Consider the following 26,642-nt stretch of genomic DNA (forward strand, 5'->3'; position numbering starts at 1 on the left):
GGCTTTGACGTTAAATAATTTAATGAAAACAATAGTTTATACTATTTCTGTTCCAAGAGCCGGCAGACGGCTTCAAGCTGTTCCAGTGAACGGTAATTGATACGAATAAATCCGCTGTTGCCCTTATGATTGATTTTTACATCGAGACCAAGCGCATCCGCCAGCGTCCTTTCAAGCGCGATCGTGTCGGAATCCTTCTCCGTCTCCGGCTTGCGCGCATGGGTAGGGTCGAGCTGTGCCTTGATATCGGCTTGAGCAAGACGCTCAGCATCGCGAACGGACAGACCACGAGAGACGATCGTTCTCGCCAGATAGGCGGGGTCGGATGTTGGGACCAACGCACGAGCATGACCGGCCGACAAGGTGCCTTCCGCCAACATGTCTCTCACGGGGTCGGGTAGTTTCAGAAGTCTGAGACTGTTTGCGACGTGACTACGGCTTTTGCCGATGATTTCGCCGAGATCGTTCTGCGTATAGCCGTGTTCTGCTATCAGCTGGTCGTATCCAAGAGCTTCTTCCAGGGGGTTGAGGTCTGAGCGCTGTACGTTTTCCACAATCGCGAGCTCTAGCGCCGTGCGGTCATCAACGTCGCGAACGATAACAGGAACTTCCGTAAATCCGGCAAGCTGTGCAGCACGCCAGCGACGCTCACCTGCGATGATTTCATAGCGGTTCTGTTCGACCGTGCGGACGACCACAGGCTGAACGATGCCATGTTGACGAATGGATGTCGCGAGATCCTGAAGTTCGTTCTCGTCGAAGTGACGGCGCGGGTTGCGCGCGCTTCTTGAGATGAATTCGATGGGAATCATGCGATCAGGGCTGACGGCGCGTTGGGTTTCTCCAACAGGAAGCGGCTGATCCATTTCACCGATCAAGGCAGCCAATCCCCGCCCAAGACGGCGCTTCGACAAATCATCACTCATCATCAAACTCCAATATCAAAAACGCAACGCAAAATACTGGCGCTAAGGCTCTCACGCCGCTTTGCGCAAGCGTTCGCGCTGAATAACCTCAGAAGCCAGCTGAAGATAGGCCTGGCTTCCGGCACATTTCAGATCGTAAAGAATGGCGGGCTTACCGTAAGAAGGGGCCTCTGACACGCGTACATTCCGGGGAATAAGCGTATGATAGACCTTTTCTCCAAGATGCGTCCTGACATCGCTGACAACCTGCTGCGCCAGATTGTTGCGTGAATCGAACATCGTCAACACGATACCCTGGATATCAAGAGCCGGATTAACCGTACCGCGAATTTGGTTGACCGTATCAAGAAGCTGGCTCAAACCTTCCAATGCGAAAAACTCGCATTGCAGAGGCACGAGAACCGAATGCGCCGCTGCCATTGCGTTCATGGTCAAAAGATTAAAAGACGGCGGGCAATCGACCAATATGTAGGAGTAGGCACGTGCTTCATCGGTCTGCAACGCATTACGAAGCAGAAAAACGCGGTTGGACGCGTTGGCGACTTCCATCTCAAAGCCAAGGAGGTCCATCGTCGAGGCGACGATGTCGAGGTTCGGAACCGCTGTGGGAACCGCCACTTCGCCAATTGTATTGGTGCCGATCAGCAAATCGTAGGATGACAGTTTGCGTTCGCGCCTGTCAATTCCAAGCCCGGTGCTCGCATTGCCTTGAGGATCAAGGTCGACCACCAGAACGCGTTCACCGATGGCAGCCAGCGCGGTGGCAAGATTAATCGCTGTCGTTGTTTTACCTACGCCACCCTTTTGGTTTGCGATCGTAATAATCCGATTTTTTTCAAACATGATGCCGCACCTGACCTAGTCAATCAGCTTTTCGACGGAGATGACTGATTTCGAGGACGACCGAGCTCGCCTCGACACTGCTTTGATGTCTTATCAGATCAAATTCCCATCGACCACGCGCTTTCTGCACTTCGGATTCATAATCCCGGCCTTTGTTGAGAAAAGACTTCAATTGCGCGTTCATCTTGGCCCAGGGCTCGATATATCCCAGTAACATATCGAGCTCGGCCAGCGCCCGCGCTGAAATTGCATCACATTCGCCAACCATCTGAACGGCATTTTCGATACGAATCGGATGAACGGTCCCACGAGCACCCGTCTCCTTCAAGGCGATGCGGAGAAAGGCGGCTTTCTTATTGTTACTTTCGACGAGGTTGATCCAGCCGTCTTCGAGCTCTGCCAAAAAAATTGCTGTGATAACGCCAGGAAAGCCACCCCCACTGCCGAGGTCCACCCATCTTTTGGGCTGCGGTGATAGCTGAAAGATCTGGGCACTGTCAGCGACATGGCGCGACCAAAGGTCGCCCAAGGTCGAGGGAGCAACGAGATTTGTTGTTGCATTCCATTTCTTGAAGAGATCGATAAAATGCTCGAGCCGCTCCTGTGTTTCACGTGAAACACTTAGACCGTTTATGTTCATATTCAGACTCGTTATAGCTGTGCTTGCAACTTCTGAGACTGGGTATAGGAACCTTTTTTTACCAAAGCAAGGATAAGAGAAACAGCGGCTGGGGTCATTCCATCCACGCGCGATGCCTGCGCAATATTGGTGGGACGGGCCAGTTGCAATTTTTGCTTCAGCTCATTTGATAGGCCTGACAACTGACTGAAGTCGAAATCGTCAGGAATTTGCCGATCTTCGTCACGTTTGATGTCGATAATATCGGCATTCTGGCGACGCATATAGACGGCGTAACTTGCTTCGATTTCCAAGACTTCCGCGACCTTCGGCGTAACGTTGGCGAGCTCCGGCCAGAATGCATTCAATGTCGCAAATGTTACCTCGGGGTAGGCGAGGAGTTCGTAGGCCGATCTGCGGTTACCATCGTGGTTAAGCTTCAATCCGCCCTTTGCTGCTTCAGACGGAGTTATGCTCAGTGCGCTCAATTGCGAACGACCGCGATCTAATGCGTCTGTGAATGCATTATATCGGCTAGCTCGGTCACTTCCAACGATCCCGGATGCCAGACCGAGAGGGGTCAGTCGCAGATCGGCGTTGTCGACGCGGAGCGACAACCGATATTCCGCCCGTGAGGTGAACATACGATACGGCTCGGTCACGCCCTTCGATGTCAGGTCGTCAATCATAACGCCGATATAGGATTCGGTACGACTGAAATGGAAAGGTGAAGATCCGCTGGCTAACAATGACGCATTGAGACCGGCAACCAAGCCCTGCGCTGCAGCCTCTTCATACCCTGTCGTTCCATTGATCTGTCCGGCGAGGAAGAGCCCCGGAATTTTTCGGCATTCCAGGGAAGGGCGCAATTCTCTTGGATCGACGTAATCATACTCGATCGCATATCCAGCCTGAATAATCCGAACTTTTTCAAGCCCGGGAATAGTGTGAATAAATTCTTCCTGAACATGAAGAGGGAGCGAGGTCGAAATACCATTTGGATAAATCGTGTCGTCATTCAAACCCTCTGGCTCCAGAAAGATCTGATGTCCGTCGCGTTCACCGAAACGGACTATCTTGTCCTCGATCGACGGGCAATAACGAGGGCCCACGCCTTCGATCTGACCAGAATACATGGCGGAAAGGTGGATATTGTCCTGAATGATTTTGTGGCCGGCTGGCGTTGTGCGCGTAACACCACATTCGATTTGAGGATTGACGATGCGATCTGTCATGAAAGAAAACGGAACCGGGTCTTCATCCGGGCCTTGCCGATCCACAGCGCCCCAATCAATGGTTTTGCCATCAAGCCGCGCTGGCGTTCCGGTTTTCAAACGCCCCATTCGCAAGCCAGCCCGCGCAAGCGTGTCCGATAGGCCAATCGATGGCTGCTCTCCGACCCGGCCTGCGGGAATCTTTTCGGAACCGATATGAATGAGGCCCTTCAGGAAGGTGCCGCTCGTGATGACAACGGCGCGGCAAGAAAGCTTTCGTCCGTCTGAGAGGACAACAGCGACAATGACGCCGTCTTTCGTTTCAAGATCGAACGCATCGCCTTCGATAACAGTCAGGTTTTCGATCTGAGCGATTTCCTGCTGCATCGCCATTCTGTAAAGATATCTGTCCGCCTGGGTGCGGGGACCACGGACGGCGGGACCCTTTTTGCGGTTCAGCATACGAAACTGAATGCCACCAGCATCTGCGACACGACCCATCAATCCGTCGAGGGCATCCACTTCACGAACAAGGTGACCTTTTCCAAGGCCACCAATCGCAGGATTGCAGGACATGACGCCGATGGTCTGCCTATTGTGGGTCAGTAATGCGGTTTTGGAACCATGCCGCGCTGCCGCAGCTGCCGCCTCGCTACCCGCATGGCCACCACCAATCACAACGACATCGTAGGTCATCATAGTCCTCTATCGCACTCTGCCTCTGGCAGGCCGATGTTTCACGTGAATCATTTTCCGATACAGAACTCTGAGAAGATGACGCCGAGAAGATCCTCGACATCGACGCGGCCAGTGATGCGCCCTAGTGAGGTTGCGGCCAGCCTTAAATATTCTGATCGGATCGCAAGATCCAACTCCTGCGCTTGGAGCGCTTCCCTAACATAATTTAGCGTTTCTTCCACGCGTTTTTTATGGCGCGCTCGGACGGGCGACAAAGTGGATGTGGAGCCGACCCGCCGCTGGATCTCTTCCAAAATCTTAGAGCGGAGCGCATCGATGCCAGATCCGTCTTTGACCGAGATCGCCAGATCGTGTTGTCCGTCAATCAAATCTCGAATATCAGACTTTGTTGCGATTCTAATTACGGGCAAAATGGTTTCGGAAAATTGTTGCGGTTCCGAATCGTTATCTGACATCGAAAAAATGAGGTCCGCGTCTTCTGCAGTTTGGCGCGCCCGCCTCATGCCTTCAAGTTCTACGACATCGTCGGTATCGTCCCGCAACCCTGCTGTATCGAAGATTGTCACAAGATAGCCGTCTAGGTTTAGGTCGGTACTGAGAACGTCTCGCGTGGTCCCCGCGATATCGGTGACGATAGCGACATCGCGACCCGTCAAGACGTTGAGGAGGCTGGATTTCCCGACATTGGGAGCACCCACGAGCGCAACCTTGAAGCCATCACGAATGATCTCTCGAGAAGTGCCCGAATTCAGATGGTCGGCAATCTCAACGGATAGCAAAGACACGTCTCGCCACACCTGATCGGCAACCGAATCCGGGACGTCTTCCTCATCGGAAAAGTCCAGCTCTGCTTCAATCATAGCCCGGCAACGCGTCAGGCGGTTTGCCCATACGTCATAGAGGTCCGACAATCGACCACTGGTCTGCTCGATAGCGAGCCGACGCTGCATCTCTGTTTCTGCCTTCAGGAGATCAGCGAGACCTTCGACCTCCAGCAGGTCCATCTTGCCATTATCATAAGCCCGCTTGGAAAATTCACCCGCTTCAGCATGCCGGACGCCAGGCATGGAGTCTAGCTGGGCAAACACGGCATCAACGACCGCCCGACTGCCATGGAGTTGAAGTTCCACGCAATCCTCGCCGGTAAAGGACCCGGGACCGGGAAAGGTCATGACCAACGCTTGATCAATAACGTCATTATTTCGGTTGCGAATCGTTCTTAAACTGACCGTCCGGGGGGGTGGAGGGCTTTTTTCCAGGAAAGATGCCAAAGCTGACATCGCCTGGTCACCGCTGATCCTCAGAACCGCCACACCCGCCGGCAACGACCCGCTTGAAAGCGCATAGATCGTGTCTGTGGAGAGGGACATCAGTTTGCTCCCTTGAGAGTAATCTCTTGCCTATATCCAGTAAAACGAAAACCGCGCCCTTATAAGGGACGCGGTCATGTCGAATGTCTGAAGAATCCGGCTATCAGGTGTTCATTGAATCGAAGAAATCGCCATTCGTCTTGGTCTGCTTCAACTTGTCGATCAGGAACTCGATAGCGTCGGTCGTTCCCATCGGGGCCAGAATGCGGCGCAGGACGAAGATTTTCTGAAGGTCCTGACGCGGAACGAGTAGGTCTTCCTTACGCGTACCGGACTTGAGAATATCCATGGATGGGAAGATGCGCTTATCTGCAACCTTGCGGTCCAGCACGATTTCCGAGTTACCCGTACCCTTGAATTCTTCGAAGATGACTTCGTCCATGCGGCTTCCGGTGTCGATCAGGGCGGTCGCGATAATCGTGAGCGAGCCACCTTCTTCGATGTTACGCGCAGCGCCGAAGAAGCGCTTTGGACGTTGAAGCGCATTCGCATCCACACCACCGGTCAGAACCTTGCCGGAAGACGGAACGACGGTGTTGTAAGCACGGCCCAGGCGCGTGATCGAATCAAGCAAAATAACGACGTCACGGCCGTGTTCGACAAGACGCTTGGCCTTTTCGATCACCATTTCGGCGACCTGGACGTGGCGCACTGCGGGCTCGTCAAAGGTCGAGGAGACGACTTCGCCCTTTACCGAGCGTTGCATGTCCGTCACTTCTTCCGGACGCTCGTCGATCAAGAGAACGATCAGGTAGCATTCCGGGTGATTTGCGGTAATCGAATGGGCGATGTTCTGCAACAGAACGGTCTTACCGGTACGTGGCGGTGCCACGATCAAACCGCGCTGGCCCTTGCCGAGCGGAGCGACCAGATCCATAACACGCGCGGACAGGTCCTTGGACGTCGGTATTTCCAGTTCGAGCTTGAAACGCTCGTTCGGATAAAGAGGTGTCAGGTTGTCGAAGTGAACCTTATGACGAATTTTTTCGGGATCGTCGAAGTTGATCGTGTTGACCTTGAGAAGCGCGAAATAGCGTTCGCCTTCCTTTGGGCCGCGGATCGGGCCTTCCACTGTGTCGCCTGTTTTCAAGGAGAAGCGGCGAATCTGCGAAGGCGAAATGTAGATATCATCCGGACCGGGCAGGTAATTCGCGTTCGCGGAACGCAGGAAGCCGAAACCATCCTGAAGAACTTCGACGACGCCTTCGCCGATGATCTCGATGTCCTGACTTGCCAAAACCTTGAGGATTGCAAACATGAGCTCCTGCTTGCGCATCGTGCTCGCATTTTCGACTTCCAGGGATTCGGCGAAGGTCAGCAAATCGGTTGGAGATTTGCTTTTGAGTTCCTGAAGCTTCATTTCAGCCATGAAGAGAAAGACCGTCTCTAAAAATATGTGTGTGGGGAAAGGCTTGTTCGCGAATCAGGTACTGAGGATGGCCCGCAGACGTCTGAAAAATTCACATGCCATTGAGATGAGTGAGCGGAAAATAGCGGTTCAACCCGAAAGCCGCAAGAGGAAAGCACCAATTCCGAGAAATTTATCGTGATCACCCCTCAAGCGAAGGGTTTCACAACCACGAGTATGACTATCAGGATCATCAGAACTGTCGGCACCTCATTCATCAACCGCCAGTGACGGGCGCCACGGGTGTTTTCATCAAGCAAAAAACGTCGTGCGCTGCGACTGAAATAAATGTGGGTCAGCGTCATCAGAACGACGAGACCGATTTTTGCGTGCAGCCACCCGCCAGAAAAACCGTAAACCGACCAGGCGAGATAAAGCCCGAGAACCCAGGATATCATCATCGCTGGGTTCATGATCACCTTGATCAGCCGTTGTTCCATGATCTTGAAGGTTTCAGACTTGTCAGAACCGGGCTGTGCATCCGTGTGATAGATGAAGAGCCGCGGCAGATAAAACAGGCCCGCCATCCATGAAATGACGGCGACGATGTGCAAAGCCTTGATCCAGAGATAGCTCTCGGCCGGGTCGACGTGCAAAACAAGTGCGATCATGGTAACGAAAACGACCAGCGCCACCGCAGCGCGCAGCCGCGCCTTTCGGCCGGCCTTCTCAGAGGTTTGACTGTCCTGGCTCATGAATGGCCCCCGTGGGATCTCACCCTGCGTACCAACCGGGAAACGTTTTCAGGGTCGGCCTGCGGGGTAATCCCATGACCGAGATTGAAGATCAAAGGTCCTGCTCCAAGACCGTCGAGGATTGCGTCTATCCCTTCGTCCAGTGCCTTGCCACCCGCTACCATACGCATCGGATCGAGGTTGCCCTGCACTGGCCCATCCTTTTGCAAATCACGGGCGAAGGAGAGTGGCACGCTCCAGTCGAGACCTATGGCATCAGCCCTGGTTTTCTGGCGGTAATCCTTGAGCAGAATACCAGCGCCTTTTGCAAAAGCGATGATCTTGGCACCAGGGCGGCGTGACCGAACGGATTCGATGATGCGGGCAACCGGCTTGACGGCGTAATCTTCAAATTCCTTTTCACCCAGCACACCCGCCCAGGAATCGAATATCTGGACGGCATCCGCCCCGGCATCAAGCTGCGCCACGAGATAATCGGCAGACGCCTCAGCGAGAAAGGCCAGAAGCTTTTCCATAGCCTCGGGGTGTTGGTAACCGAACAGCCGAGCAGGCGCCTGATCGGGCGTTCCGTGGCCGGCGATCATGTAGGTCGCCACCGTCCAGGGTGCACCACAAAAGCCAAGCAGCGTCGTTTTGGCGGGCAGTTCTCGCCTCAAACGCGTAACCGTTTCAAAGACAGGTGCCAGATGGGGCAGGATGTTATCAGCCTTCAGCGCCATGATACCGGCAGGGTCGATCGGATCCATGGCCGGGCCCCTGCCCTCAGTGAAGGACACATTGCGCTCGAGCGCATCTGGTATCACCAGAATGTCGGAAAAGAGAATGGCTGCATCGAGATCGAAGCGACGAATGGGCTGCAGTGTTACTTCCGTTGCCAGTTCGGAATTGTAACAGAGGTCAAGGAAACTTCCTGCTGCCTTGCGCGTTTCCCGATACTCCGGGAGATAGCGGCCTGCCTGTCTCATCAGCCAGATTGGTGGTGGGCTCAGCGTCTCCCCATTCAGGACCTTCAAAACGCTACGATCGGACATGGGCTCACTTCTCTAAAAATAAAATCTAATAGATCTGAAAGATTTTCTATTTCTTAGAGTCTGTGAGTAGCAAGGATTAATATCCATCCGGCGGAAATGCCGCATCCCGCAAATCAGCGGGACAGGTGGGAAAGCTTTGCTCAAGCTTGGGAAAACGTTCTTTATAATGAATAATATCAAATAAATTTCAGTATGTTATCGGAAATCTTATGAAGATAACGCCTGTGGATGAGCTGTTAAATACTTTTAATGTTTTTCCTTTCTCCTCACAATTCACAGATGACGCTTTGATTGCTGCACAGAAGGGCCGATTGTGGATAAAACGGCAGTTATGCGCCGACCCGACCCGCTTGCGCCGTGACCGAGCATGTTGTGCACCTTTATCAACAGGGAGACAAAAACAGCGTGGAGAACCAAAAAAGCTTCTTTCATCTCCATCTTATTTCTGACTCGACGGGTGAAACCTTGATGTCGGCGGGCAGGGCTGTCTCGGCGCAGTTTCATGCGGCGATGCCGTTGGAGCATGTCTACCCCATGATCCGGAACCAGAAGCAACTTCAGAAAGTCATAGACAGCATCGATAAGGAGCCAGGGATCGTGCTCTATACAATTGTCGATGAACAATTGGCGGAATTTCTGGATCTTCAGTGTCATGCGATCGGCGTTCCCTGTGTGAATGTTCTGGAACCCGTGATCGGCATTTTCCAGACCTATCTCGGAACCGCTTCCCGACGCAGAGTGGGTGCCCAGCATGCGCTCAATGCAGATTATTTTGCCCGGATCGAAGCGCTGAACTTCGCGATGGATCACGATGATGGGCAAATGCCGGAAAGCTATGACGAGGCGGATGTCGTCTTGATTGGTATCAGCCGGACATCCAAGACCCCAACATCGATCTATCTTGCCAATCGCGGCATCAAGACCGCCAATATTCCCGTGGTGCCGGACGTCCCGCTTCCCGACAGTCTCTATCACGCGACGCGGCCTTTGATTGTCGGGCTTGTGGCGACATCGGACCGGATTTCACAGGTGCGGGAAAATCGGGAGCTTGGGGTGACCGGCGGTTTCGATCGCGGGCAGTACATTGATCGCGCGACCATCATGGAAGAGCTGAAATATGCGCGCTCACTCTGCGCGCGCAACAATTGGCCGATTATCGATGTCACCCGTCGTTCGATAGAGGAGACCGCAGCCGCCATTCTTGCCCTTCGCCAAAGGACACGTTAATGGCTTCGAACCCTTGTTCGGAGACCGTGGTTGATGAGACCAGACCTGATCCTTGCTTCGTCCAGTGCGTCACGTCAAATGTTGATGCGCAACGCCGGACTGACCTTTCGCGCAATCCCTGCCGATATCGATGAACGCGCTGTCGACGCGCGGCTTGAGCAGGAAGGCGCGTCGCCGGATCGGATCGCAGTGGAACTCGCAAAAGCTAAGGCGCTGTCTGTTAGTGTGACACACCCGGATGCCCTGGTGTTGGGCTGCGATCAGACCATGTCACTGGGCTCGCGTATCTTTCACAAGCCGAAAGACATGACCGAAGCCCATTCCCATCTGATGTCCCTGTCTGGAAAAACGCATCGGCTCAACTGTGGTGCAGCCTTGGCCCGGAACGGTGAAATCCTCTGGGAGGTCGTCACCATAGCCGACATGACCATGCACGAATTCGATACGGCCTTCGTGAGCAGGCACCTCCAACGTGTTGGCGAAAAGATATTATCGAGTGTGGGCGCCTATCAACTCGAAGGAGAAGGGGTTCAGTTGTTCAGCGCAATCAACGGTGATTACTTCACGATCCTTGGGCTTCCCCTGCTGCCTTTGTTAACGAAACTCCGAGAGCTGGACATGATCGATGGTTGATTCACGTGAAACATTAACCATCAAAGCCTTCGTGACCGGCTATCCGATCAGCCACTCGAGATCACCTCTCATTCATGGATATTGGCTCAACAAGGCGGATATTGCGGGCAACTATGAGGCTATCTCTGTTCCGGCGGAAAGTTTTCATACTTTCATGGACCAGTTGAGGGCTGGCACGAACGGCGGTTTTGTCGGCGGCAACGTCACCATTCCCCACAAGGAAGCGGCCTTTCGTTTCGCCGACCGTAATGACGAGATCGTTGAAGAACTCGGTGCAGCCAATACCTTATGGCTAGAAGACGGATTGATCCACGCGACCAATACCGACGGTTATGGTTTTACCGCTAATCTCGACCAACGCCATCCGGGCTGGGATAAAACGGATAGAGCATTGGTTCTCGGGGCTGGCGGTGCGAGCCGATCCGTAGTGCAGGCTTTGCGCAATCGTGGAATTTCTGAAATCCATGTCGTCAATCGCACCCTTGATCGAGCCCTTGAATTGCGGGACAGATTCGGCGTGAAAGTTTTCGCGCATCCGCTTCTGGCTTTACAGGAGGTCATGAGTGGGGCCGGCCTTTTCGTCAATACGACATCCCTGGGGATGGATGGACGTAAAACACCCCCAATCGATTTTTCGAAGCTCAAGCGCGGCGCGGTCGTGACTGATATCGTCTACGTTCCTCTGAACACGCCCATTCTCCAGATGGCGCAAAAGCAAGGTTTTGCGACTGTAGACGGCTTGGGAATGCTGCTCCATCAGGCCAGACCTGGCTTTGAAAAATGGTTTGGTCGATTGCCTGAGGTCGATGATACGCTCAGAAAACACATCATCGATGACATTGCGAGGCATGGATGATTACCATCGGGCTCACCGGCTCCATCGGCATGGGCAAATCAACGACGGCGCAATTGTTTGTCGACGAGGGTGTGGCGGTCTTTGACTCGGACTCTGTAGTTCACGATCTCTATCGTCATGAGGCAGTTCCCCTTGTAGAGGCGGCTTTCCCCGGTACGACTGAGAATGGCGAAATTAATCGTCAGAAGCTCGGGGAGCAATTGCGCCAGAATCCGGCTAATTTCGCAATGCTTGAGAAAATCGTCCATCCACTGGTTCGAAAAAAGCAGGAGGATTTTCTTCTTGCACAGAGAGCGGCGGAAGCAGACTTTGCCGTTCTGGATATCCCACTGCTGTTCGAAACCGGATCGGAAGATCGGGTCGATGTCATTGCCGTCGTAAGCTGCCCACCGGACATTCAGCGGCGGCGGGTGCTTGCGCGGGAAGGGATGACGGCAGAAAAGTTCGATATGATCCTTGCGCGGCAGATGCCAGATGGTGAAAAGAGGAAGCGCGCAGACTTCATCATCGAAACAGGTTTTGGAATTGCGGACGCTCGCGAGCAGGTCAAAGCGGTGCTGCACACGCTGGCTGCGGGACAGGAAGGAAAAACGAACGATGCGTGAGATCATATTCGATACGGAAACCACGGGTCTGGAATCCAAGTTCGACCGCATCATCGAAATCGGTGGCATCGAGCTGGACAATCACTTTCCCACGGGTCGCAGCATTCACCTCTTTATAAATCCCGAAGACCGCAAGGTTCATCCCGACGCGTTGGCCGTCCATGGAATTACCGACGAGTTTTTGCGCGACAAGCCGAAATTCGCCGATGTCGTCCAGGAAATAAGTGATTTCTTCGAAGGTGCACGCTGGGTCGCACATAACGCGACCTTCGACATGGGCTTTATCAACGCCGAGTTTGGCCGATTGGGAATAGAGCCGGTTTCGCCGGAACTGGTGACCGACACCCTGTCACTGGCGCGGCGCAAACATCCGATGGGTCCAAATTCGCTCGATGCCCTCTGCCGTCGTTATGGCATCGACAATTCGCACCGCACGAAACACGGAGCCTTGCTCGACTCCGAACTGCTGGCCGAGGTCTATATCGAGATGATTGGCGGTCGACAGACCGCTCTTGGGTTCGGCATCGCCGCGAAGTCGAAAACCAGTGAGATCATCGAAGAGGGGCCGATCGAGATTGTCGCACGACCGCGTGTCCTGCCGTCCAGATTGGATGCCGACGCAGCTGCAGCCCACGGCAAACTTGTCCTCGCCATGGGCGACAAGGCCATCTGGCATAACTATAAGCATTAAAAAACCCGGGGCTTGCGACCCGGGTTCAAATGTCGATCTTGTTATCGATATCAGTTCGGAACAGCCTGAACCTTGGCACGGGCTTGTTCTTCGGCAACACGCTGCGCAAACATCTGCGAGAAGTCGATAGGGTCGATCATCAGCGGCGGGAAACCACCGTTGCGGGTAACGTCGGCAATGATCTGGCGTGCGAAGGGGAACAGAAGGCGCGGGCACTCGATGAAGAGAACGGGCAGCATATGTTCCTGCGGGAAACCGGTGATGCGGAAAACGCCGCCATAGACCAGCTCTGCCACGAACAGAACCTTGTCGCCATCCTTGGCTTCGGCGTTCAGCGTCAGGACGACATCGAAATCGGAACCGGAACCGGAAATCGGGTTCGCATTGACGTTGACATTGATGTTGATGGCAGGTGCGCCATCACGGGCCTGAAGCGAACGCGGTGCGCCCGGATTTTCAAACGACAAATCCTTGGTGTACTGCGTTAGAATGTTGAGGGAAGGGTTTGCCCCTTCCTGCGCACCGTTTTCAGTGGTCATAATATGTCCTCGCGGATTGAATTCTTGGAAGCCCGTCTATCATTTAGACAAAACGCTTACAACCCTTCGATCTGACGGTGGTCAGGGTTTCGGAAGATCACGATCGTCTCTGTTTGCAGACCATGGTGACTGGCCGGAACCTTCGCGATGGAAGTCGTCTTCATCGAGATCGACGACCTTGGCAGAGTCGCGCGACTGCGCACCGGGACGGAATCCGGCATTCTTGAAGGATCCTGCCACCACCACGCGTGGACCGATCGCTTTCCAGATAAAAGCTCTGATCGCCGGGACAAGCAGGAGAAGGCCGATGATGTCGGTAATGAAGCCAGGGACAAACAGAAGGATGCCAGCGATAACGCGCATGCCGCCGCTGATCATCGCCTGCGCAGGCTCGGCGCCGGTTCTGCTGGCATTTTGCAGATTGCGGACCATGCCGAGGCCGCCTGAGCGCAAGATGACAAGGCCGAGAAAGGAAGTGAGGAGAATGAGCCCCAGTGTCAACCAGAGACCAAGCGCCTTGCCGACCACGATGAAGCCGGCGATCTCAAGGATCGGCATGGCAAGAACGAGGACGGGTAGGAGTGAGAAACGCATTATATCAGCCTTGCGTGTTTGTTGAAAAACGGTTCGAAGAGCGGTTTCTGCATAAGGTCGCACGCGCTTGGCGAATGCAAGTGTCGACCGAAACAGGGCGCGCTCTTCGCGTTAACGACGGTGAATCGGCTCACGATAGAGCCAATTTGTCCATCTTTGGAGACCTGCGATTGAATCTGCCTGTTTGAATGATGGACGGATGCAGACTATATGATGTTTAGAAAATTGAATTTAAATGGCGGTTTCGGTAAAAGATGGGCTCAAGCGACTTCATTACATTGTTTTTCCTGGTAGCTGCAGTGCTGATTTTTCTTCAGCTACGAAGTGTCCTCGGTCGCCGTACTGGCAATGAAAAGCCTCCAGTCGATCCCTATAGCCCTCGCGATTTGGCCAAATCCAACTCCATGGACGATAACAAGGTCGTGACCTTGCCGCGCCGTGGCGAGGAGGAGGAAGAAAATCGCTATGCGGAGATCGATGCAGTTGCACCGGTTGGATCGCCCGTCAATGATTCGCTGCGGGAGCTGACGAAGACCGATCCGACCTTCCGTCCGAAGGAATTCCTCAATGGCGCACGGATGGCCTATGAGATGATCGTCACGGCTTTTGCGGATGGCGATCGCAAAACCCTCAAGAATCTCCTCTCCAAGGCGGTCTATGAGGGCTTCGATGCCGCCATCAAAGAACGCGAAACACGGGGTGAGGTCGTCAAGTCGACCTTTGTCGGTACGGAAAAAATCGACATCACCCATGCCACCGTTCGCGACTCCGAAGAGCAGATCACGTTGCGCATTCTCAGCCAGCTTATTTCTGCGACCTATGACAAGGACGGCAAGCTGGTGGACGGCGACCCTGAAAATGTCTCCGAGGTCGACGACATCTGGACCTTCTCGCGTGACGTCCGCTCCCGCGACCCGAACTGGAAGCTGATTGCGACCGAATCCGAGCAATGAGCACAGCTGGCCGGGATTTTGATCTGAAAGAAGTGTCGTTTGCGCAACTGCCGGGTTGGCAGGCGGACGACCCTTCTTCGCTTCAGACGGCCATGCGGTCCATCTCGGCGCATCTGCGAACTGCAAAGCCATACCGCACCGGTGCCCTCGGGCTTGGTGCCGATGAACTCCTGGTCTTTTTGGAACAGGCGCAGGCAGCCGAGTTTGCTGACGCGCAAACCGCGCGCCGCTTTTTCGAAGATCATTGCATCCCATTTCACATCTCGCCGTCATCCGGAAAAACTGGCTTCGTCACCGCTTTCTACGAGCCTGAGTTGGCCGTGTCGGCATCGCCAGATGCAATCTTCAAATATCCGATCTATCGCCGCCCGACTGATCTGATCGATCTTGACGACACAAACAGACCATCCGGGATCGATCCCTACTATGCCTTCGGTCTTAGCCGGAACGGCGAGATTTTCACCTATCCCGATCGCGGCGAGATCGATCGCGGGTACCTGGATGGTCAGGGGCTGGAAATCGCCTGGGCCAAATCCAAGGTCGATCTGTTTTTCGTCCACGTGCAGGGCGCTGCCCGGCTGGTCTACGGCGATGGCACGATCAGGCGCATTACCTATGCCGCCAAGGCCGGTCATCCCTTTTCGCCCATTGGTCGCCTGTTGCTGGACCGGGGCGAGCTCGACCCCGCCACCGTCTCGATGCAGACCATTCGCCAATGGCTGAATGCGCATCCCGACAAGGTCGATCAGGTGCTGTGGCACAATCGGTCCTACATTTTCTTTCGGGAAGCGGATGTGGAAGGGCTTGAACTGGGACCGATCGCGGCTGCCAAGGTGCCGCTGGTTGCGGGCAGGGCACTTGCGGTGGATCGTCTGATCCACACGTTCGGTTTCCCGTTTTACATCGCGTCCGAAAGCCTGACCCATCTGGATGGGGGACGTCCGTTCGGTCGGTTGATGCTGGCGCTCGATACCGGCTCAGCCATCGTCGGGCCAGCACGCGGCGATATCTTTACCGGCTCCGGCGATGAGGCAGGCGAACTGGCCGGGACCGTGCGCAACAACGCGGATTTCTATATCCTCATTCCGCGTGGGGCAGCGGAAAGGTATCGGTAATGAAGGGTGGCCGCAAACTCGGCAGAGACGAGCGCATCCTGTGGGGCAAGGTTGCCAAGACCACGCGGCTGATCTCCGGCCGTGTCGAAGACCTCCTGGCGTTCGAGGCGCTGGAGGCCGAGAGTGAACCGACGCCCCAGCTTCAGCCCCAGCCCCAACCGGCAAAGAAGCCCATTCCGCCATTTCCGCAGATGATCATCGAGACGGTGCCGTCATCGGCGATGCCGGATGCGGACAAAAAGCGCATTCACAGTCCGCTGGAGAAACCGGTCAAACGCAAGCTCACGCGCGGGCGTCTGCCGCTTGAAGCCCGCATCGATCTGCACGGTATGTTCCAGAGCGAGGCCCATGCGGTTCTTCTCGACTTTCTGGTGCGCGCCCATGAGCGCGGCCTGCGCCATGTGCTTGTCATCACAGGCAAGGGTCGCTCGATGGGCAGTGACGGTGCCTTGAAGCGCGCCGTGCCGATGTGGTTCTCCAAACCGGAATATCGCCACCTGATCTCGTCCTATGAAGACGCCTCCATGAACCACGGCGGCGATGGCGCGCTCTATGTGAGGCTGGCGCGCCGCCGCGGAGACACGTCATGACGCCGTTTGCGGAAGCGGTTCGCAATCTTCGCGAAAAGAAGGGCGTGACGCAAAAGCAGATGGCGTTGGCGATCGGCGTGTCGCCTGCCTATCTCTCGGCACTGGAACATGGCAGGCGCGGCAAGCCGAGCTTCAACCTGCTTCAGCGCATCGCCGGATATTTCAACATCATCTGGGACGAAGCGGACGAGCTCTTCTCGCTGGCTGGAACATCCGACCCGCGTGTCGTGATCGATACAGCCGGTCTGCCGCAGGAATATACCGCTTTCGCCAATGGATTAGCGCGGAATATTCGCAAGCTGCCGCCAACTGTGATAGAGGAATTGACAGAGGTGCTGCAAAAAAGCCGTTCTTGCGATTGAAACCCGCGCTATCCCCTGCTTTGTGGCGGGTTTGGTGCTTGTGGACTTTGGATATCGAGGCGGAATTTCTATAGTCACACGTCAGATTTAAAGTGATTCGCTGCCGCGCTGTCTTCATTCAAGACTGCGCTGCGACAGACACATTTGGAAAGAGTGCTTATGACTGAAACGACGTCGAGCGAAAACGCCGCCAGTGCAGCCTATGGAGCCGACTCGATCAAGGTCCTGAAGGGCCTTGATGCGGTGCGCAAACGGCCCGGCATGTATATTGGCGATACCGACGATGGTTCCGGTCTGCATCACATGGTCTACGAAGTCGTTGATAACGCCATCGACGAAGCGCTGGCCGGTCATGCCGACCTGGTAACGGTGACCCTGAACGCCGATGGCTCCGTGTCGGTGACCGACAATGGTCGCGGTATCCCCACGGATATTCACACCGGCGAAGGTGTTTCGGCTGCCGAAGTCATCATGACCCAGCTTCACGCGGGCGGTAAGTTCGACCAGAACTCCTATAAGGTTTCCGGCGGTCTGCACGGCGTGGGCGTATCTGTGGTGAATGCCCTGTCGGTCTGGCTGAAACTGCGCATTCGTCGCAATGGCAAGATACACGAGATTTCGTTTACGCATGGTGTGGCCGATGGCCCGCTGGAGATCGTGGGCGAATATGAAGGCCGTTCCGGCACGGAAGTAACCTTCCTCGCCAGCACCGACACCTTCACCATGACCGAATATAATTACGCGACGCTGGAACACCGGCTGCGCGAACTCGCCTTCCTGAATTCCGGCGTGCGCATTCTTTTGACCGACAAGCGCCACTCCGACATCAAGCAGGAAGAAATGCTCTATGACGGCGGTCTCGCAGCCTTCGTGCGCTATCTCGACCGTTCCAAGAAGCCGCTGGTGGAAAAGCCCGTCTACATCATCGGCGAAAAAGACGGCATCACCGTCGAAGTGGCCATGTGGTGGAACGACAGCTATCACGAAAATATGCTGTGCTTCACCAACAACATCCCGCAGCGCGATGGCGGCACGCATATGGCCGGTTTCCGTGGTGCACTGACGCGCCAGGTGACCTCCTATGCGGATAGCTCCGGCATCACGAAAAAGGAAAAGGTCTCGCTTCAGGGCGAAGATTGCCGCGAAGGCCTGACCGCAGTCCTGTCAGTCAAGGTTCCCGATCCGAAATTCTCGTCGCAGACCAAGGACAAGCTGGTCTCCTCGGAAGTGCGTCCGGTCGTTGAAAATCTCGTCAACGAAGCACTCAGCACCTGGTTCGAAGAACATCCGAGCGAAGCCAAGATTCTCGTCGGTAAGGTGGTGGAAGCCGCGATTGCGCGAGAAGCTGCCCGCAAGGCGCGTGAACTGACCCGCCGCAAGGGCGCACTCGATATCGCTTCGCTGCCCGGCAAGCTTGCCGATTGCTCCGAACGCGATCCGGCCAAGTCCGAAGTCTTCCTCGTCGAGGGCGATTCCGCTGGCGGTTCGGCCAAACAGGGACGTTCGCGTGAGACGCAGGCTATCCTGCCGCTACGCGGCAAGATCCTGAACGTGGAGCGTGCGCGTTTCGACAAGATGCTGTCGAGCCAGGAAATTGGCACGCTGATTACCGCGCTCGGTACATCCATCGGCAAGGATGAGTTCAACGCCGACAAGCTGCGCTATCACAAGATCATCATCATGACCGATGCTGACGTCGATGGCGCCCATATTCGAACGCTGCTCTTGACCTTCTTCTTCCGCCAGATGCCGGAACTGATCGAGCGCGGCCATCTCTACATCGCCCAGCCGCCACTCTATAAGGTTACGCGTGGCAAGTCCGTTCAGTATCTGAAGGACGAAAAGGCGCTGGAAGATTATCTGATCTCGATGGGCATCGAGGAAGCGTCTCTTACCCTGGGTTCCGGCGAAGTCCGCGTTGGCGAGGATTTGCGCGAGGTCATTCTCGACGCGGTGCGCATGCGTTCGCTCATCGACAACCTGCATTCGCGCTACAGCCGCTCGATTGTAGAGCAAGCGGCTATTGCCGGTGCGATGAACCCGGAACTGTCGGCGGATGCCAGCAAGGCAGAGGCGACCGTTGCAGAGGTGGCGCGCCGTCTGGATATGATCGCGGAGGAAACCGAACGCGGCTGGACCGGCGAAGTGCTTGATGATGGCGGCTTGCGTTTCTGGCGCATGGTGCGAGGCGTGAAGGAAGTCTCCACGCTGGACATGGGCCTGATGGGTTCGGCAGATGCGCGTCACATCGACCAGCTGGCGACCCGCATGGGTGATATCTACAAGACACCGCCCGTGCTGCAACGCAAGGATGGAACGCTGACGATATCAGGCCCGCGTTCGCTGCTCGATGCGATTTTCGCAGCCGGTCGCAAGGGCCTGTCTATGCAGCGTTATAAGGGTCTTGGCGAAATGAATGCCGAACAGCTATGGGAAACCACGCTCGACGCCAATGTCCGCTCGCTGCTTCAGGTCAAAATCCCTGATGCGACCGACGCCGACAGCCTTTTTGCCCGCCTGATGGGTGACGAGGTGGAGCCGCGCCGCGACTTCATTCAGGAAAATGCGCTGAACGTCGCCAATCTCGATATCTGATTTTTGCGGTGGATCGTCGTCTCAGACGATTCACGTGAAACGCAATTTTAACAAAAGGCCCGATGGACATTCTCCACCGGGCCTTTTGTTTGCTTGATGCTGGTGAAGGGAGATTACTGCGCCTTGCCGGTAAATTTGCCTTCAAAAGCCACGTCGGAAAGCGGCAACCGGTCACTCGGAATTTCCCGCTCCGCAAGCTCTGCTGGTAGCGTTGATTTGTCGGCCATGGTCCCGATTGCGACGGCGGCCTCAACAATGAAGCCATCAGGAATGCCGAGGGTCTCGACAATCTTGTCCTTGAAGATGCCCGCCATGCCGTGGGCATGGTAACCCAGCATATGCGACTGCATGGCAAGCGACAGCCAGGCTGCCCCGGCATCGAAGGAATGGGTCGTTGCCGGCTTTTTCTCGCCATCGCGAGAAATGGTGAAGTCGCGCGAAATGACGAAGAGCAGCACGGCGGCGTTTTTCGCCCAGCGCTGGTTGCCTTCCACCAGCAGGCTGACGAAGGTGTCCCATTGGTCTGTGCCCTTATGGGCAAAGACGAAACGCCACGGCTGCTGGTTGGATGAAGATGGTGCCCAATGTGCCGCATCGAGAATCGTCAGCAGATGCTCCCTCGGCATTCCCTTTCCGTCGAACGCGCGTGGCGACCAGCGATCCAGAAAAATGGGATCGACCGGATACTCGGACTGGCGTGAATTGCTGTAGGTCATATCATCTCCTCGACAATGTTTGACGTTATGCTCGACAAGCGCCGATGCAGGCGCTTTCCACTGTCATACACGTCTGTGGCGAATAATGCGTCGACAATCCAAAACGCGATGTTTTTTGGCTGGCGAGCAGGGGTGACACGGATAAATAGTTCGTTCATATATGCATGAACAAGTCAGATAACGGGAGAAGACCTCATGAAATTGTTGCGTGTCGGCCAGCCGGGGCAGGAAAAACCAGCCATTCTCGATGCGGATGGGAAAGCGCGTGATCTGTCTGCGCATGTGAAAGACATTGCCGGTGAGGCGATTTCTCCCGAAGGTCTCAAAAAGATTGCGGCGCTCGATCTCGCCTCATTGCCCGTTCTGAACGACGATCGTCTCGGTGCCTGCGTTGCCGGTACGGGCAAGTTCATCTGCATCGGCCTCAACTTCTCAGACCACGCCGCCGAAACGGGTGCGACGGTGCCGCCGGAGCCTGTCATTTTCATGAAGGCGACATCCGCCATCGTCGGTCCCAACGATAACGTCGTCATCCCACGCGGCTCGCAGAAAACGGACTGGGAAGTCGAACTCGGTGTCGTCATCGGAAAGACCGCGAAATATGTGTCGGAAGCCGATGCTCTGGATTACGTTGCCGGCTACTGTGTGTCTCACGACGTGTCGGAACGCGCCTTTCAGTCGGAGCGTCAGGGCCAGTGGACCAAGGGCAAATCCTGCGACACCTTCGGTCCTGTCGGGCCGTGGCTTGTGACCAAGGACGAAATCGCCGATCCGCAAAACCTCGGCATGTGGCTGAAGGTCAATGGCGAAACGATGCAAAACGGCTCAAGCAAGACCATGGTCTATGGCGTGGCCCATGTCGTCTCCTATCTCAGCCAGTTCATGTCGCTGCACCCCGGCGACATCATCTCAACCGGCACGCCACCCGGCGTCGGCCTCGGCATGAAGCCCCAACGCTTCCTGAAAGCGGGCGACGTGGTGGAGCTTGGTATCGAAGGGCTTGGGACGCAGAAGCAGACATTCGTGGCTGACATCTGAATCTGACCTTGAACTTTGCGGAATAAAAAGGGGCAGGCCATCGGCTTGCCCTTTCGCATTAAAAGGTAGCAAATGCCATCTTCCTGCGGAGGCAGTTTGTGAAAATATTCAAGATTATGCTGGTGGTCCTGTCCACAGGAGGCGTCTGCGTCATATCAGGATACTGGCTAGCGCTCCAGGCAGGCCTATCCGGTCTCTACAAATGCGAGGACGTCGCTTGTCCCTCGATCGTGGCTCTGGTGACTGGTCCGATCTTCTCGGCAGCTTTGGCAACGATTGCTCTCCTGATCTTCGTCGCGATCAGAGTTTGGAAGTCTTCTATAAATAAGCACGGTGACAACCTTCCCTGAAATTGATGTCGTGATTTTGTGCAGGTGCGAAAAGATGCTATCCTGCAAAAGAGAAAACGATAAACGACGGGAGGCGTTCATCCATGTTCTATCAGTTCTATGAAATGAACCACGCGGCCATGATGCCGCTGCGGGCCAGCCTCGACATGATGCGGCAGGCCTGCAACAACCCGATGAATCCCTTGTCCAACACCGCCTTCGGACGAAGCCTCGATGCTGGCTTCGAGGTTTTCGAGCGGTTGACGCGTCGTTACGGCAAGCCGGAATTCGGGCTTGCGGAGACGACGATCGACGGGCAAGCCGTCGTTGTCCATGAAGAGATCGTTTGGTCACAGCCCTTCTGTAATCTCATCCATTTCCAGCGCGACCTTCCACTTGGCCATGAAGGGGGCTCGAAAGTTCTCCTCGTCGCACCCATGTCCGGCCACTACGCGACATTGTTGCGTGGCACGGTCGAGGCGCTGCTGCCGTCCGCCGATATTTATATCACCGACTGGCTTGATGCCCGTACCGTGGCATTGAGCGATGGGCGCTTCGATCTGGATGATTACATCGATTATCTGATCGACATGCTTCACCATATCGGAGAGGGCGTGCATGTCGTTGCCGTCTGCCAGCCATCCGTGCCCGTGCTCGCTGCCGTCTCGCTCATGGAAGCAGATAACGATCCTTGCGCACCCGCATCCATGACGCTGATGGGCGGACCGATCGACACGCGCATCAACCCGACTGCGGTCAACGAAATGGCCAAAGGCAAGCCCATCGAATGGTTCAGGGACAATGTCATCATGCATGTGCCCTGGCCGCAGCCCGGTTTCGGCCGTTCGGTCTATCCGGGTTTTCTGCAACTGACCGGTTTCATGTCGATGAACCTCGACAAGCACATGACGGCGCACAAGGATTTCTACATGAACCTTGTGAAGAACGACGGTGATTCCACCGAAACGCATCGCGAGTTCTATGACGAGTATCTGGCGGTGATGGATCTGACGGCGGAGTTTTACCTCCAGACGGTGGAGACCGTGTTCATCGAACACGCCTTGCCGAAGGGAACGATGCTGCACCGGGGCAGGGTGGTGGACCCGTCGTCGGTCAGGCGGACCGCGCTGTTTACCGTCGAAGGCGAAAATGACGACATTTCCGGCGTCGGCCAGACCAAGGCTGCCCATGATCTCTGTCTCAATCTTCCGGCAGAAAAGCGCGAACATTACATGCAGCCGGATGTCGGGCATTACGGCGTCTTCAACGGCTCGCGCTTCCGCCGTGACATCGTCCCACGCATGCGCGATTTCATGCGGAAGCACGAGCTTAACGTCTGATGGTCACCGGATAGCTTTTTGCGGCGCGAATCGCTATGAAAGGCGATGTTCTCGCTTCTCCGCAAATCCGTAAAATCCACCTCGCACACCAAGGCTACGCCTTTGCAGCGGAAGGTGGATGTCGGTGACCGCAGCCTGCCCATCACCATCACGGAAAACCAGCGCGCCACCCGCATCACGCTGCGCATCGAACCGGGTGGCAAGGCGCTGAAGATGACCATTCCCTACGGGCTTCACCATCGCGAAGTGGATGACTTTCTGGAGCGGCACAATGGCTGGCTGAAAGCCAAGCTCTCCAAATTTTCAGAAGAAGGCAGTATCCGAGACGGCGGCATCATCTCCATCCGTGGCGTGGCGCATCGCATCGAACACACCGGCACATTGCGGGGCGTGATGCAGCTGACAACGAGTGCTGAAGGGGAAGCAGTTCTTCGGGTCAGCGGATTGCCGGAACATATGGGCCGACGCATCGCGACTTTTCTCAAGAAAGAAGCACGTGCCGATCTGGAAAGGCTGGTCGCTCACCATGCCAAGGCAGTCGGCAAGCCGGTTCGCTCCATTTCCATGAAGGACACGCGCAGCCGCTGGGGCTCCTGTTCTTACGAGGGAAATCTGAGCTTCTCCTGGCGCATCGTCATGGCACCGGAAAGCGTCATCGATTATCTCGCCGCCCACGAGGTCGCCCATTTGCGGGAGATGAATCACGGGCCGAAATTCTGGACCCTGTGCGAAAAACTCTGCCCGCACACTGAAGCCTCGAAGGCATGGTTGAAACGTAATGGATCACAACTCCACGCCATCGATTTCGACTAATTCCTTTCGAAATGGTTTGGATTCACGTGAAACATTCGCTCCATCTCTGCGCCAGTTTCGATTTGGCTCGACTCGACGCGCAATTCATGGCACCTCCCAAGCCATGATACCGGAAATCAAGATTTGCGGATTGAAATCTGCTGATGCCATCGAGCGGGCCGTTCGGCGCGGTGCGAGCCATATCGGATTCATCTTTTTCGAAAAGAGCCCACGCAACATCGAGCCTGATATCGCTGGCAAGCTCGCAGACGCCGTGCGGGGCAGCGTCAAGATCGTCGCGGTGACCGTCGATGCTGATAATGATGAGCTGGACGAAATCATCGATCTTCTGAAGCCCGACATGCTGCAGCTTCACGGAAGCGAAAGCCCGGAGCGGGTGCTCAACGTAAAGGCTGTCTACGGACTGCCAGTCATAAAAGCGTTTTCCATTCGCGACGGCGATGATCTTGCCAAAATTGATTCCTATATAGGAATTGCCGACAAATTTCTGTTCGATGCCAAGCCACCCAAGGGTTCCGATCTTCCCGGCGGCAATGGCGTTTCCTTCGACTGGACCTTGCTGCGCTCTCTTGACGAGGGCGTGGATTACATGCTTTCCGGGGGATTGAACAAAGACAATATCGCTGAAGCCCTCGGTATAACCGGGGCGAGGGGAATAGATGCATCTTCCGGTGTCGAAAGCGCGCCGGGTGTCAAGAATCTGGCGATGATCGACGCATTTTTCGATGCGGTTCGATCAGCCAGACCGCAGGGAGTTTGAGAGTGAACGAAACGGTGAAACCCAATTCTTTTCGCGCCGGTCCCGATGAGGACGGTCGCTTCGGTATCTATGGAGGCCGCTTCGTTGCCGAAACGCTGATGCCGCTGATCCTGGATCTCCAGGACCAGTGGAACAAGGCCAAGACCGATCCGCAGTTTCAGGCAGAGCTCAAGCATCTCAACACGCACTATACCGGTCGCCCGAGCCCGCTCTATTTCGCTGAACGGCTGACGCAGGAACTGGGCGGCGCAAAGATTTATTTCAAGCGCGACGAGCTGAACCACACCGGTTCGCACAAGATCAACAATTGCCTGGGCCAGATCCTGCTCGCCAAGCGCATGGGCAAGACCCGCATCATCGCGGAAACAGGTGCCGGTCAGCATGGCGTTGCTTCCGCAACCGTGGCTGCCCGTTTCGGCATTCCATGCGTCGTCTACATGGGTGCGACGGATGTCGAGCGCCAGGCGCCGAACGTTTTTCGTATGAAGCTTCTGGGCGCGGAGGTCATTCCGGTGAACTCCGGTCACGGCACGCTGAAAGATGCCATGAACGAGGCTCTGCGTGATTGGGTCACCAATATCGACGACACCTACTACATGATCGGCACCGCAGCCGGACCGCATCCTTACCCGGAAATGGTCCGCGACTTCCAGTCGGTCATCGGGCACGAGGTGCGCGAACAGATGATGGCAGCCGAAGGCCGTCTCCCCGATCTGCTCGTGGCAGCGGTTGGCGGTGGTTCCAACGCCATCGGCCTGTTCCACCCGTTCCTGGATGACGCCAGCGTTAAAATCGTCGGCGTCGAAGCAGGCGGAAAAGGCCTTGAGGGCGAAGAGCACTGTGCATCTTTGACGGCAGGCTCGCCGGGCGTTCTGCACGGCAACCGCACCTATCTGCTGCAGGATAGCGATGGCCAGATCAAGGAAGGTCACTCGGTCTCCGCCGGTCTCGATTATCCCGGTATCGGCCCCGAACATTCCTGGCTGAAAGACGCGGGCCGTGTCGAATATGTGCCGATCAAGGACAACGAAGCGCTGGATGCTTTCCAGTTGCTGACGCGAACCGAAGGCATCATTCCCGCTCTCGAGCCCGCCCATGCACTGGCCGAAGTCGTCAAGCGTGCGCCGAAGATGGATAAGGATCAGATCATCGTCATGAACCTGTGCGGCCGTGGTGACAAGGACATCTTCACCGTAGCGAAACTTCTGGAAATGGGTGCCTGAACATGACTGCACGTATGGACAAGCGCTTTGCTGATCTGCGCGCTGAAAACCGCCCAGCTCTGATCACCTATTTCATGGGCGGCGACCCGGATTTCGAAACATCGCTCGGCATCATGAAAGCCTTGCCGGAAGCCGGTGCCGACGTGATCGAGCTCGGTATGCCGTTTTCCGACCCGATGGCCGATGGCCCGGCCATTCAGATGGCCGGTCAGCGCGCGCTGAAAGCTGGACAGACTCTGAAGACGACGATCGATCTGGCGCGTCAGTTCCGCAAGGGAGATGATGCAACACCGATCGTGCTGATGGGATATTACAATCCCATCTATATATACGGCGTCGAAACATTTCTGGATGAGGCTCTGGCCGCAGGCATCGACGGTCTGATCGTCGTTGATCTTCCGCCCGAAATGGACGATGAGCTTTGCGTTCCGGCGCTTGAGCGCGGCATCAACTTCATTCGTCTGGCCACCCCGACGACGGATGAAAAGCGCCTGCCGGCGGTTCTGAAAAACACATCGGGCTTCGTTTATTACGTCTCGATGAACGGCATCACCGGTTCGGCCTTGCCCGATCCATCAACGATATCAGGCGCTGTCGGTCGCATCAAATCCCATACCGGCCTTCCGGTCTGTGTCGGCTTCGGCGTCAAGACGGCGGATCACGCCCGCGCAATCGGTGCTGTGGCCGATGGTGTGGTGGTGGGGTCTGCCATCGTCAACCAGATCGCCGGCAGCCTGACCAAGGATGGTAAGGCCACCAATGACACTGTCCCCTCCGTGACAACACTGGTAAAGGGACTTTCAACGGGCGTGCGTGCATCGCGCCTTGCCGCTGCCGAATAAGTTATCGGTTCAGCGC

General features: G+C 55.6%; 27 protein-coding genes. 16 read left to right on the plus strand and 11 right to left on the minus strand.

The features are described 5' to 3' along the window. Nucleotides 1-41 precede the first annotated feature (41 nt). The 8 genes from ASF29_RS23410 to hemE form a co-directional block, all read right to left on the minus strand. Nucleotides 42-926: a ParB/RepB/Spo0J family partition protein gene (locus ASF29_RS23410; RefSeq protein WP_062453067.1), complete on the minus strand. Its 885-nt coding sequence runs from the start codon at nucleotides 924-926 to the stop codon at nucleotides 42-44. Nucleotides 927-977: 51 nt separating this feature from the next. Next, the gene (locus ASF29_RS23415) at nucleotides 978-1,769 is read right to left on the minus strand and encodes a ParA family protein (RefSeq protein ID WP_062453068.1); all 792 of its coding nucleotides are present in this window, start codon (nucleotides 1,767-1,769) and stop codon (nucleotides 978-980) included. Between the two features lie 19 nt (nucleotides 1,770-1,788). Then, entirely contained in the window at nucleotides 1,789-2,409 is a 621-nt protein-coding gene (rsmG, locus tag ASF29_RS23420; RefSeq protein WP_062453069.1) for a 16S rRNA (guanine(527)-N(7))-methyltransferase RsmG, read from the minus strand. Between the two features lie 11 nt (nucleotides 2,410-2,420). Continuing rightward, nucleotides 2,421-4,301, minus strand: coding sequence for a tRNA uridine-5-carboxymethylaminomethyl(34) synthesis enzyme MnmG (gene mnmG / locus ASF29_RS23425; RefSeq protein ID WP_062453070.1), 1,881 nt, complete (start codon nucleotides 4,299-4,301; stop codon nucleotides 2,421-2,423). Nucleotides 4,302-4,348: 47 nt separating this feature from the next. Beyond that, entirely contained in the window at nucleotides 4,349-5,671 is a 1,323-nt protein-coding gene (gene mnmE / locus ASF29_RS23430) for a tRNA uridine-5-carboxymethylaminomethyl(34) synthesis GTPase MnmE (RefSeq protein WP_062453071.1), read from the minus strand. 103 nt (nucleotides 5,672-5,774) lie between these two features. Continuing rightward, nucleotides 5,775-7,040, minus strand: a complete 1,266-nt coding sequence (gene rho, locus ASF29_RS23435; RefSeq protein WP_112501108.1) for a transcription termination factor Rho — start codon at nucleotides 7,038-7,040, stop codon at nucleotides 5,775-5,777. Between the two features lie 188 nt (nucleotides 7,041-7,228). Then, a complete protein-coding gene (gene hemJ, locus ASF29_RS23440; RefSeq protein WP_062453072.1) occupies nucleotides 7,229-7,774 on the minus strand; it encodes a protoporphyrinogen oxidase HemJ in 546 nt (181 codons plus the stop codon). Beyond that, entirely contained in the window at nucleotides 7,771-8,805 is a 1,035-nt protein-coding gene (hemE, locus tag ASF29_RS23445; protein ID WP_062453073.1) for a uroporphyrinogen decarboxylase, read from the minus strand. Before hemE ends, hemJ begins: the two co-directional genes overlap by 4 nt. Before the next feature lie 405 nt (nucleotides 8,806-9,210). Here hemE and ASF29_RS23450 point away from each other — a divergent pair, with 405 nt between their 5' ends. Genes ASF29_RS23450 through dnaQ form a run of 5 tightly spaced genes read left to right on the plus strand, consistent with a single transcriptional unit; the run spans nucleotide 9,211 to nucleotide 12,817 of the window. Continuing rightward, on the plus strand, nucleotides 9,211-10,032 hold the full coding sequence (locus ASF29_RS23450; RefSeq protein WP_062453074.1) for a pyruvate, water dikinase regulatory protein: 822 nt from the start codon (nucleotides 9,211-9,213) through the stop codon (nucleotides 10,030-10,032). 33 nt (nucleotides 10,033-10,065) lie between these two features. After that, complete coding sequence (locus ASF29_RS23455) at nucleotides 10,066-10,665, plus strand: Maf-like protein (protein WP_062453075.1); 600 nt, start codon at nucleotides 10,066-10,068, stop codon at nucleotides 10,663-10,665. Beyond that, nucleotides 10,658-11,521 (plus strand): shikimate dehydrogenase, encoded by an 864-nt coding sequence (locus tag ASF29_RS23460; protein ID WP_062453076.1) that lies wholly within the window; start codon nucleotides 10,658-10,660, stop codon nucleotides 11,519-11,521. Before ASF29_RS23455 ends, ASF29_RS23460 begins: the two co-directional genes overlap by 8 nt. Further along, entirely contained in the window at nucleotides 11,518-12,126 is a 609-nt protein-coding gene (gene coaE / locus ASF29_RS23465) for a dephospho-CoA kinase (protein ID WP_062453077.1), read from the plus strand. The genes ASF29_RS23460 and coaE overlap by 4 nt, the downstream gene beginning before the upstream one ends. Then, entirely contained in the window at nucleotides 12,119-12,817 is a 699-nt protein-coding gene (dnaQ, locus tag ASF29_RS23470) for a DNA polymerase III subunit epsilon (protein ID WP_062453078.1), read from the plus strand. The genes coaE and dnaQ overlap by 8 nt, the downstream gene beginning before the upstream one ends. Before the next feature lie 50 nt (nucleotides 12,818-12,867). Here the strand turns inward: dnaQ and secB are convergent, their stop codons facing one another. Both secB and ASF29_RS23480 read right to left on the minus strand, forming a co-directional pair. After that, nucleotides 12,868-13,356 carry a protein-export chaperone SecB gene (secB, locus tag ASF29_RS23475; protein WP_062453079.1) on the minus strand — a complete coding sequence of 163 codons (489 nt, stop codon included), beginning with the start codon at nucleotides 13,354-13,356 and terminating at the stop codon, nucleotides 12,868-12,870. A gap of 81 nt (nucleotides 13,357-13,437) precedes the next feature. Continuing rightward, entirely contained in the window at nucleotides 13,438-13,950 is a 513-nt protein-coding gene (locus tag ASF29_RS23480; protein WP_062453080.1) for an FxsA family protein, read from the minus strand. 254 nt (nucleotides 13,951-14,204) lie between these two features. Here ASF29_RS23480 and ASF29_RS23485 point away from each other — a divergent pair, with 254 nt between their 5' ends. The 5 genes from ASF29_RS23485 to gyrB all read left to right on the plus strand — a co-directional run bounded on the left by ASF29_RS23485 (nucleotide 14,205) and on the right by gyrB (nucleotide 19,565). After that, on the plus strand, nucleotides 14,205-14,903 hold the full coding sequence (locus tag ASF29_RS23485; protein ID WP_062453081.1) for a Tim44/TimA family putative adaptor protein: 699 nt from the start codon (nucleotides 14,205-14,207) through the stop codon (nucleotides 14,901-14,903). Continuing rightward, a complete protein-coding gene (locus ASF29_RS23490; RefSeq protein ID WP_062453082.1) occupies nucleotides 14,900-16,018 on the plus strand; it encodes a murein transglycosylase A in 1,119 nt (372 codons plus the stop codon). Before ASF29_RS23485 ends, ASF29_RS23490 begins: the two co-directional genes overlap by 4 nt. After that, nucleotides 16,018-16,608 (plus strand): Smr/MutS family protein, encoded by a 591-nt coding sequence (locus ASF29_RS23495; protein ID WP_062453083.1) that lies wholly within the window; start codon nucleotides 16,018-16,020, stop codon nucleotides 16,606-16,608. The genes ASF29_RS23490 and ASF29_RS23495 overlap by 1 nt, the downstream gene beginning before the upstream one ends. Then, nucleotides 16,605-16,970 carry a helix-turn-helix domain-containing protein gene (locus ASF29_RS23500; RefSeq protein ID WP_062453084.1) on the plus strand — a complete coding sequence of 122 codons (366 nt, stop codon included), beginning with the start codon at nucleotides 16,605-16,607 and terminating at the stop codon, nucleotides 16,968-16,970. The genes ASF29_RS23495 and ASF29_RS23500 overlap by 4 nt, the downstream gene beginning before the upstream one ends. A 159-nt stretch (nucleotides 16,971-17,129) precedes the next feature. Continuing rightward, nucleotides 17,130-19,565, plus strand: coding sequence for a DNA topoisomerase (ATP-hydrolyzing) subunit B (gene gyrB / locus ASF29_RS23505; protein ID WP_062453085.1), 2,436 nt, complete (start codon nucleotides 17,130-17,132; stop codon nucleotides 19,563-19,565). A gap of 113 nt (nucleotides 19,566-19,678) precedes the next feature. Here the strand turns inward: gyrB and ASF29_RS23510 are convergent, their stop codons facing one another. Then, on the minus strand, nucleotides 19,679-20,281 hold the full coding sequence (locus tag ASF29_RS23510) for a nitroreductase family protein (protein WP_062453086.1): 603 nt from the start codon (nucleotides 20,279-20,281) through the stop codon (nucleotides 19,679-19,681). Between the two features lie 195 nt (nucleotides 20,282-20,476). Between ASF29_RS23510 and ASF29_RS23515 the strand changes: the two genes are divergently transcribed. The 6 genes from ASF29_RS23515 to trpA all read left to right on the plus strand — a co-directional run bounded on the left by ASF29_RS23515 (nucleotide 20,477) and on the right by trpA (nucleotide 26,626). Continuing rightward, on the plus strand, nucleotides 20,477-21,319 hold the full coding sequence (locus tag ASF29_RS23515; protein ID WP_062453087.1) for a fumarylacetoacetate hydrolase family protein: 843 nt from the start codon (nucleotides 20,477-20,479) through the stop codon (nucleotides 21,317-21,319). Between the two features lie 433 nt (nucleotides 21,320-21,752). Continuing rightward, on the plus strand, nucleotides 21,753-22,988 hold the full coding sequence (locus tag ASF29_RS23525) for a polyhydroxyalkanoate depolymerase (protein WP_062453089.1): 1,236 nt from the start codon (nucleotides 21,753-21,755) through the stop codon (nucleotides 22,986-22,988). Nucleotides 22,989-23,033: 45 nt separating this feature from the next. Continuing rightward, nucleotides 23,034-23,801: a M48 family metallopeptidase gene (locus ASF29_RS23530; protein ID WP_062453090.1), complete on the plus strand. Its 768-nt coding sequence runs from the start codon at nucleotides 23,034-23,036 to the stop codon at nucleotides 23,799-23,801. A gap of 103 nt (nucleotides 23,802-23,904) precedes the next feature. Further along, the gene (locus tag ASF29_RS23535) at nucleotides 23,905-24,561 is read left to right on the plus strand and encodes a phosphoribosylanthranilate isomerase (protein WP_062453091.1); all 657 of its coding nucleotides are present in this window, start codon (nucleotides 23,905-23,907) and stop codon (nucleotides 24,559-24,561) included. A gap of 2 nt (nucleotides 24,562-24,563) precedes the next feature. Then, nucleotides 24,564-25,784, plus strand: coding sequence for a tryptophan synthase subunit beta (trpB, locus tag ASF29_RS23540; protein ID WP_062453092.1), 1,221 nt, complete (start codon nucleotides 24,564-24,566; stop codon nucleotides 25,782-25,784). A 2-nt stretch (nucleotides 25,785-25,786) separates the two neighbouring features. Continuing rightward, entirely contained in the window at nucleotides 25,787-26,626 is an 840-nt protein-coding gene (trpA, locus tag ASF29_RS23545) for a tryptophan synthase subunit alpha (RefSeq protein WP_062453093.1), read from the plus strand. Nucleotides 26,627-26,642 lie beyond the last annotated feature (16 nt).

Source organism: Rhizobium sp. Leaf262, from assembly GCF_001422245.1.
Classification (GTDB): domain Bacteria; phylum Pseudomonadota; class Alphaproteobacteria; order Rhizobiales; family Rhizobiaceae; genus Agrobacterium.

What these genes read in the sequence shown, in the direction of transcription:
- gyrB (WP_062453085.1), top strand. Translation starts at nt 17,130, where the DNA reads ATGACTGAAACGACGTCGAGCGAAAACGCCGCCAGTGCAGCCTATGGA.
- ASF29_RS23485 (WP_062453081.1), top strand. Translation starts at nt 14,205, where the DNA reads ATGGGCTCAAGCGACTTCATTACATTGTTTTTCCTGGTAGCTGCAGTG.
- dnaQ (WP_062453078.1), top strand. Translation starts at nt 12,119, where the DNA reads ATGCGTGAGATCATATTCGATACGGAAACCACGGGTCTGGAATCCAAG.
- ASF29_RS23480 (WP_062453080.1), bottom strand. Translation starts at nt 13,950, where the DNA reads ATGCGTTTCTCACTCCTACCCGTCCTCGTTCTTGCCATGCCGATCCTT.
- mnmE (WP_062453071.1), bottom strand. Translation starts at nt 5,671, where the DNA reads ATGTCCCTCTCCACAGACACGATCTATGCGCTTTCAAGCGGGTCGTTG.
- hemE (WP_062453073.1), bottom strand. Translation starts at nt 8,805, where the DNA reads ATGTCCGATCGTAGCGTTTTGAAGGTCCTGAATGGGGAGACGCTGAGC.
- ASF29_RS23525 (WP_062453089.1), top strand. Translation starts at nt 21,753, where the DNA reads ATGTTCTATCAGTTCTATGAAATGAACCACGCGGCCATGATGCCGCTG.
- ASF29_RS23500 (WP_062453084.1), top strand. Translation starts at nt 16,605, where the DNA reads ATGACGCCGTTTGCGGAAGCGGTTCGCAATCTTCGCGAAAAGAAGGGC.
- ASF29_RS23460 (WP_062453076.1), top strand. Translation starts at nt 10,658, where the DNA reads ATGGTTGATTCACGTGAAACATTAACCATCAAAGCCTTCGTGACCGGC.
- rsmG (WP_062453069.1), bottom strand. Translation starts at nt 2,409, where the DNA reads ATGAACATAAACGGTCTAAGTGTTTCACGTGAAACACAGGAGCGGCTC.
- coaE (WP_062453077.1), top strand. Translation starts at nt 11,518, where the DNA reads ATGATTACCATCGGGCTCACCGGCTCCATCGGCATGGGCAAATCAACG.
- ASF29_RS23415 (WP_062453068.1), bottom strand. Translation starts at nt 1,769, where the DNA reads ATGTTTGAAAAAAATCGGATTATTACGATCGCAAACCAAAAGGGTGGC.
- ASF29_RS23535 (WP_062453091.1), top strand. Translation starts at nt 23,905, where the DNA reads ATGATACCGGAAATCAAGATTTGCGGATTGAAATCTGCTGATGCCATC.
- ASF29_RS23455 (WP_062453075.1), top strand. Translation starts at nt 10,066, where the DNA reads ATGAGACCAGACCTGATCCTTGCTTCGTCCAGTGCGTCACGTCAAATG.
- ASF29_RS23515 (WP_062453087.1), top strand. Translation starts at nt 20,477, where the DNA reads ATGAAATTGTTGCGTGTCGGCCAGCCGGGGCAGGAAAAACCAGCCATT.
- ASF29_RS23530 (WP_062453090.1), top strand. Translation starts at nt 23,034, where the DNA reads ATGTTCTCGCTTCTCCGCAAATCCGTAAAATCCACCTCGCACACCAAG.
- hemJ (WP_062453072.1), bottom strand. Translation starts at nt 7,774, where the DNA reads ATGAGCCAGGACAGTCAAACCTCTGAGAAGGCCGGCCGAAAGGCGCGG.
- mnmG (WP_062453070.1), bottom strand. Translation starts at nt 4,301, where the DNA reads ATGATGACCTACGATGTCGTTGTGATTGGTGGTGGCCATGCGGGTAGC.
- ASF29_RS23490 (WP_062453082.1), top strand. Translation starts at nt 14,900, where the DNA reads ATGAGCACAGCTGGCCGGGATTTTGATCTGAAAGAAGTGTCGTTTGCG.
- secB (WP_062453079.1), bottom strand. Translation starts at nt 13,356, where the DNA reads ATGACCACTGAAAACGGTGCGCAGGAAGGGGCAAACCCTTCCCTCAAC.
- ASF29_RS23510 (WP_062453086.1), bottom strand. Translation starts at nt 20,281, where the DNA reads ATGACCTACAGCAATTCACGCCAGTCCGAGTATCCGGTCGATCCCATT.
- ASF29_RS23495 (WP_062453083.1), top strand. Translation starts at nt 16,018, where the DNA reads ATGAAGGGTGGCCGCAAACTCGGCAGAGACGAGCGCATCCTGTGGGGC.
- rho (WP_112501108.1), bottom strand. Translation starts at nt 7,040, where the DNA reads ATGGCTGAAATGAAGCTTCAGGAACTCAAAAGCAAATCTCCAACCGAT.
- trpA (WP_062453093.1), top strand. Translation starts at nt 25,787, where the DNA reads ATGACTGCACGTATGGACAAGCGCTTTGCTGATCTGCGCGCTGAAAAC.
- ASF29_RS23410 (WP_062453067.1), bottom strand. Translation starts at nt 926, where the DNA reads ATGAGTGATGATTTGTCGAAGCGCCGTCTTGGGCGGGGATTGGCTGCC.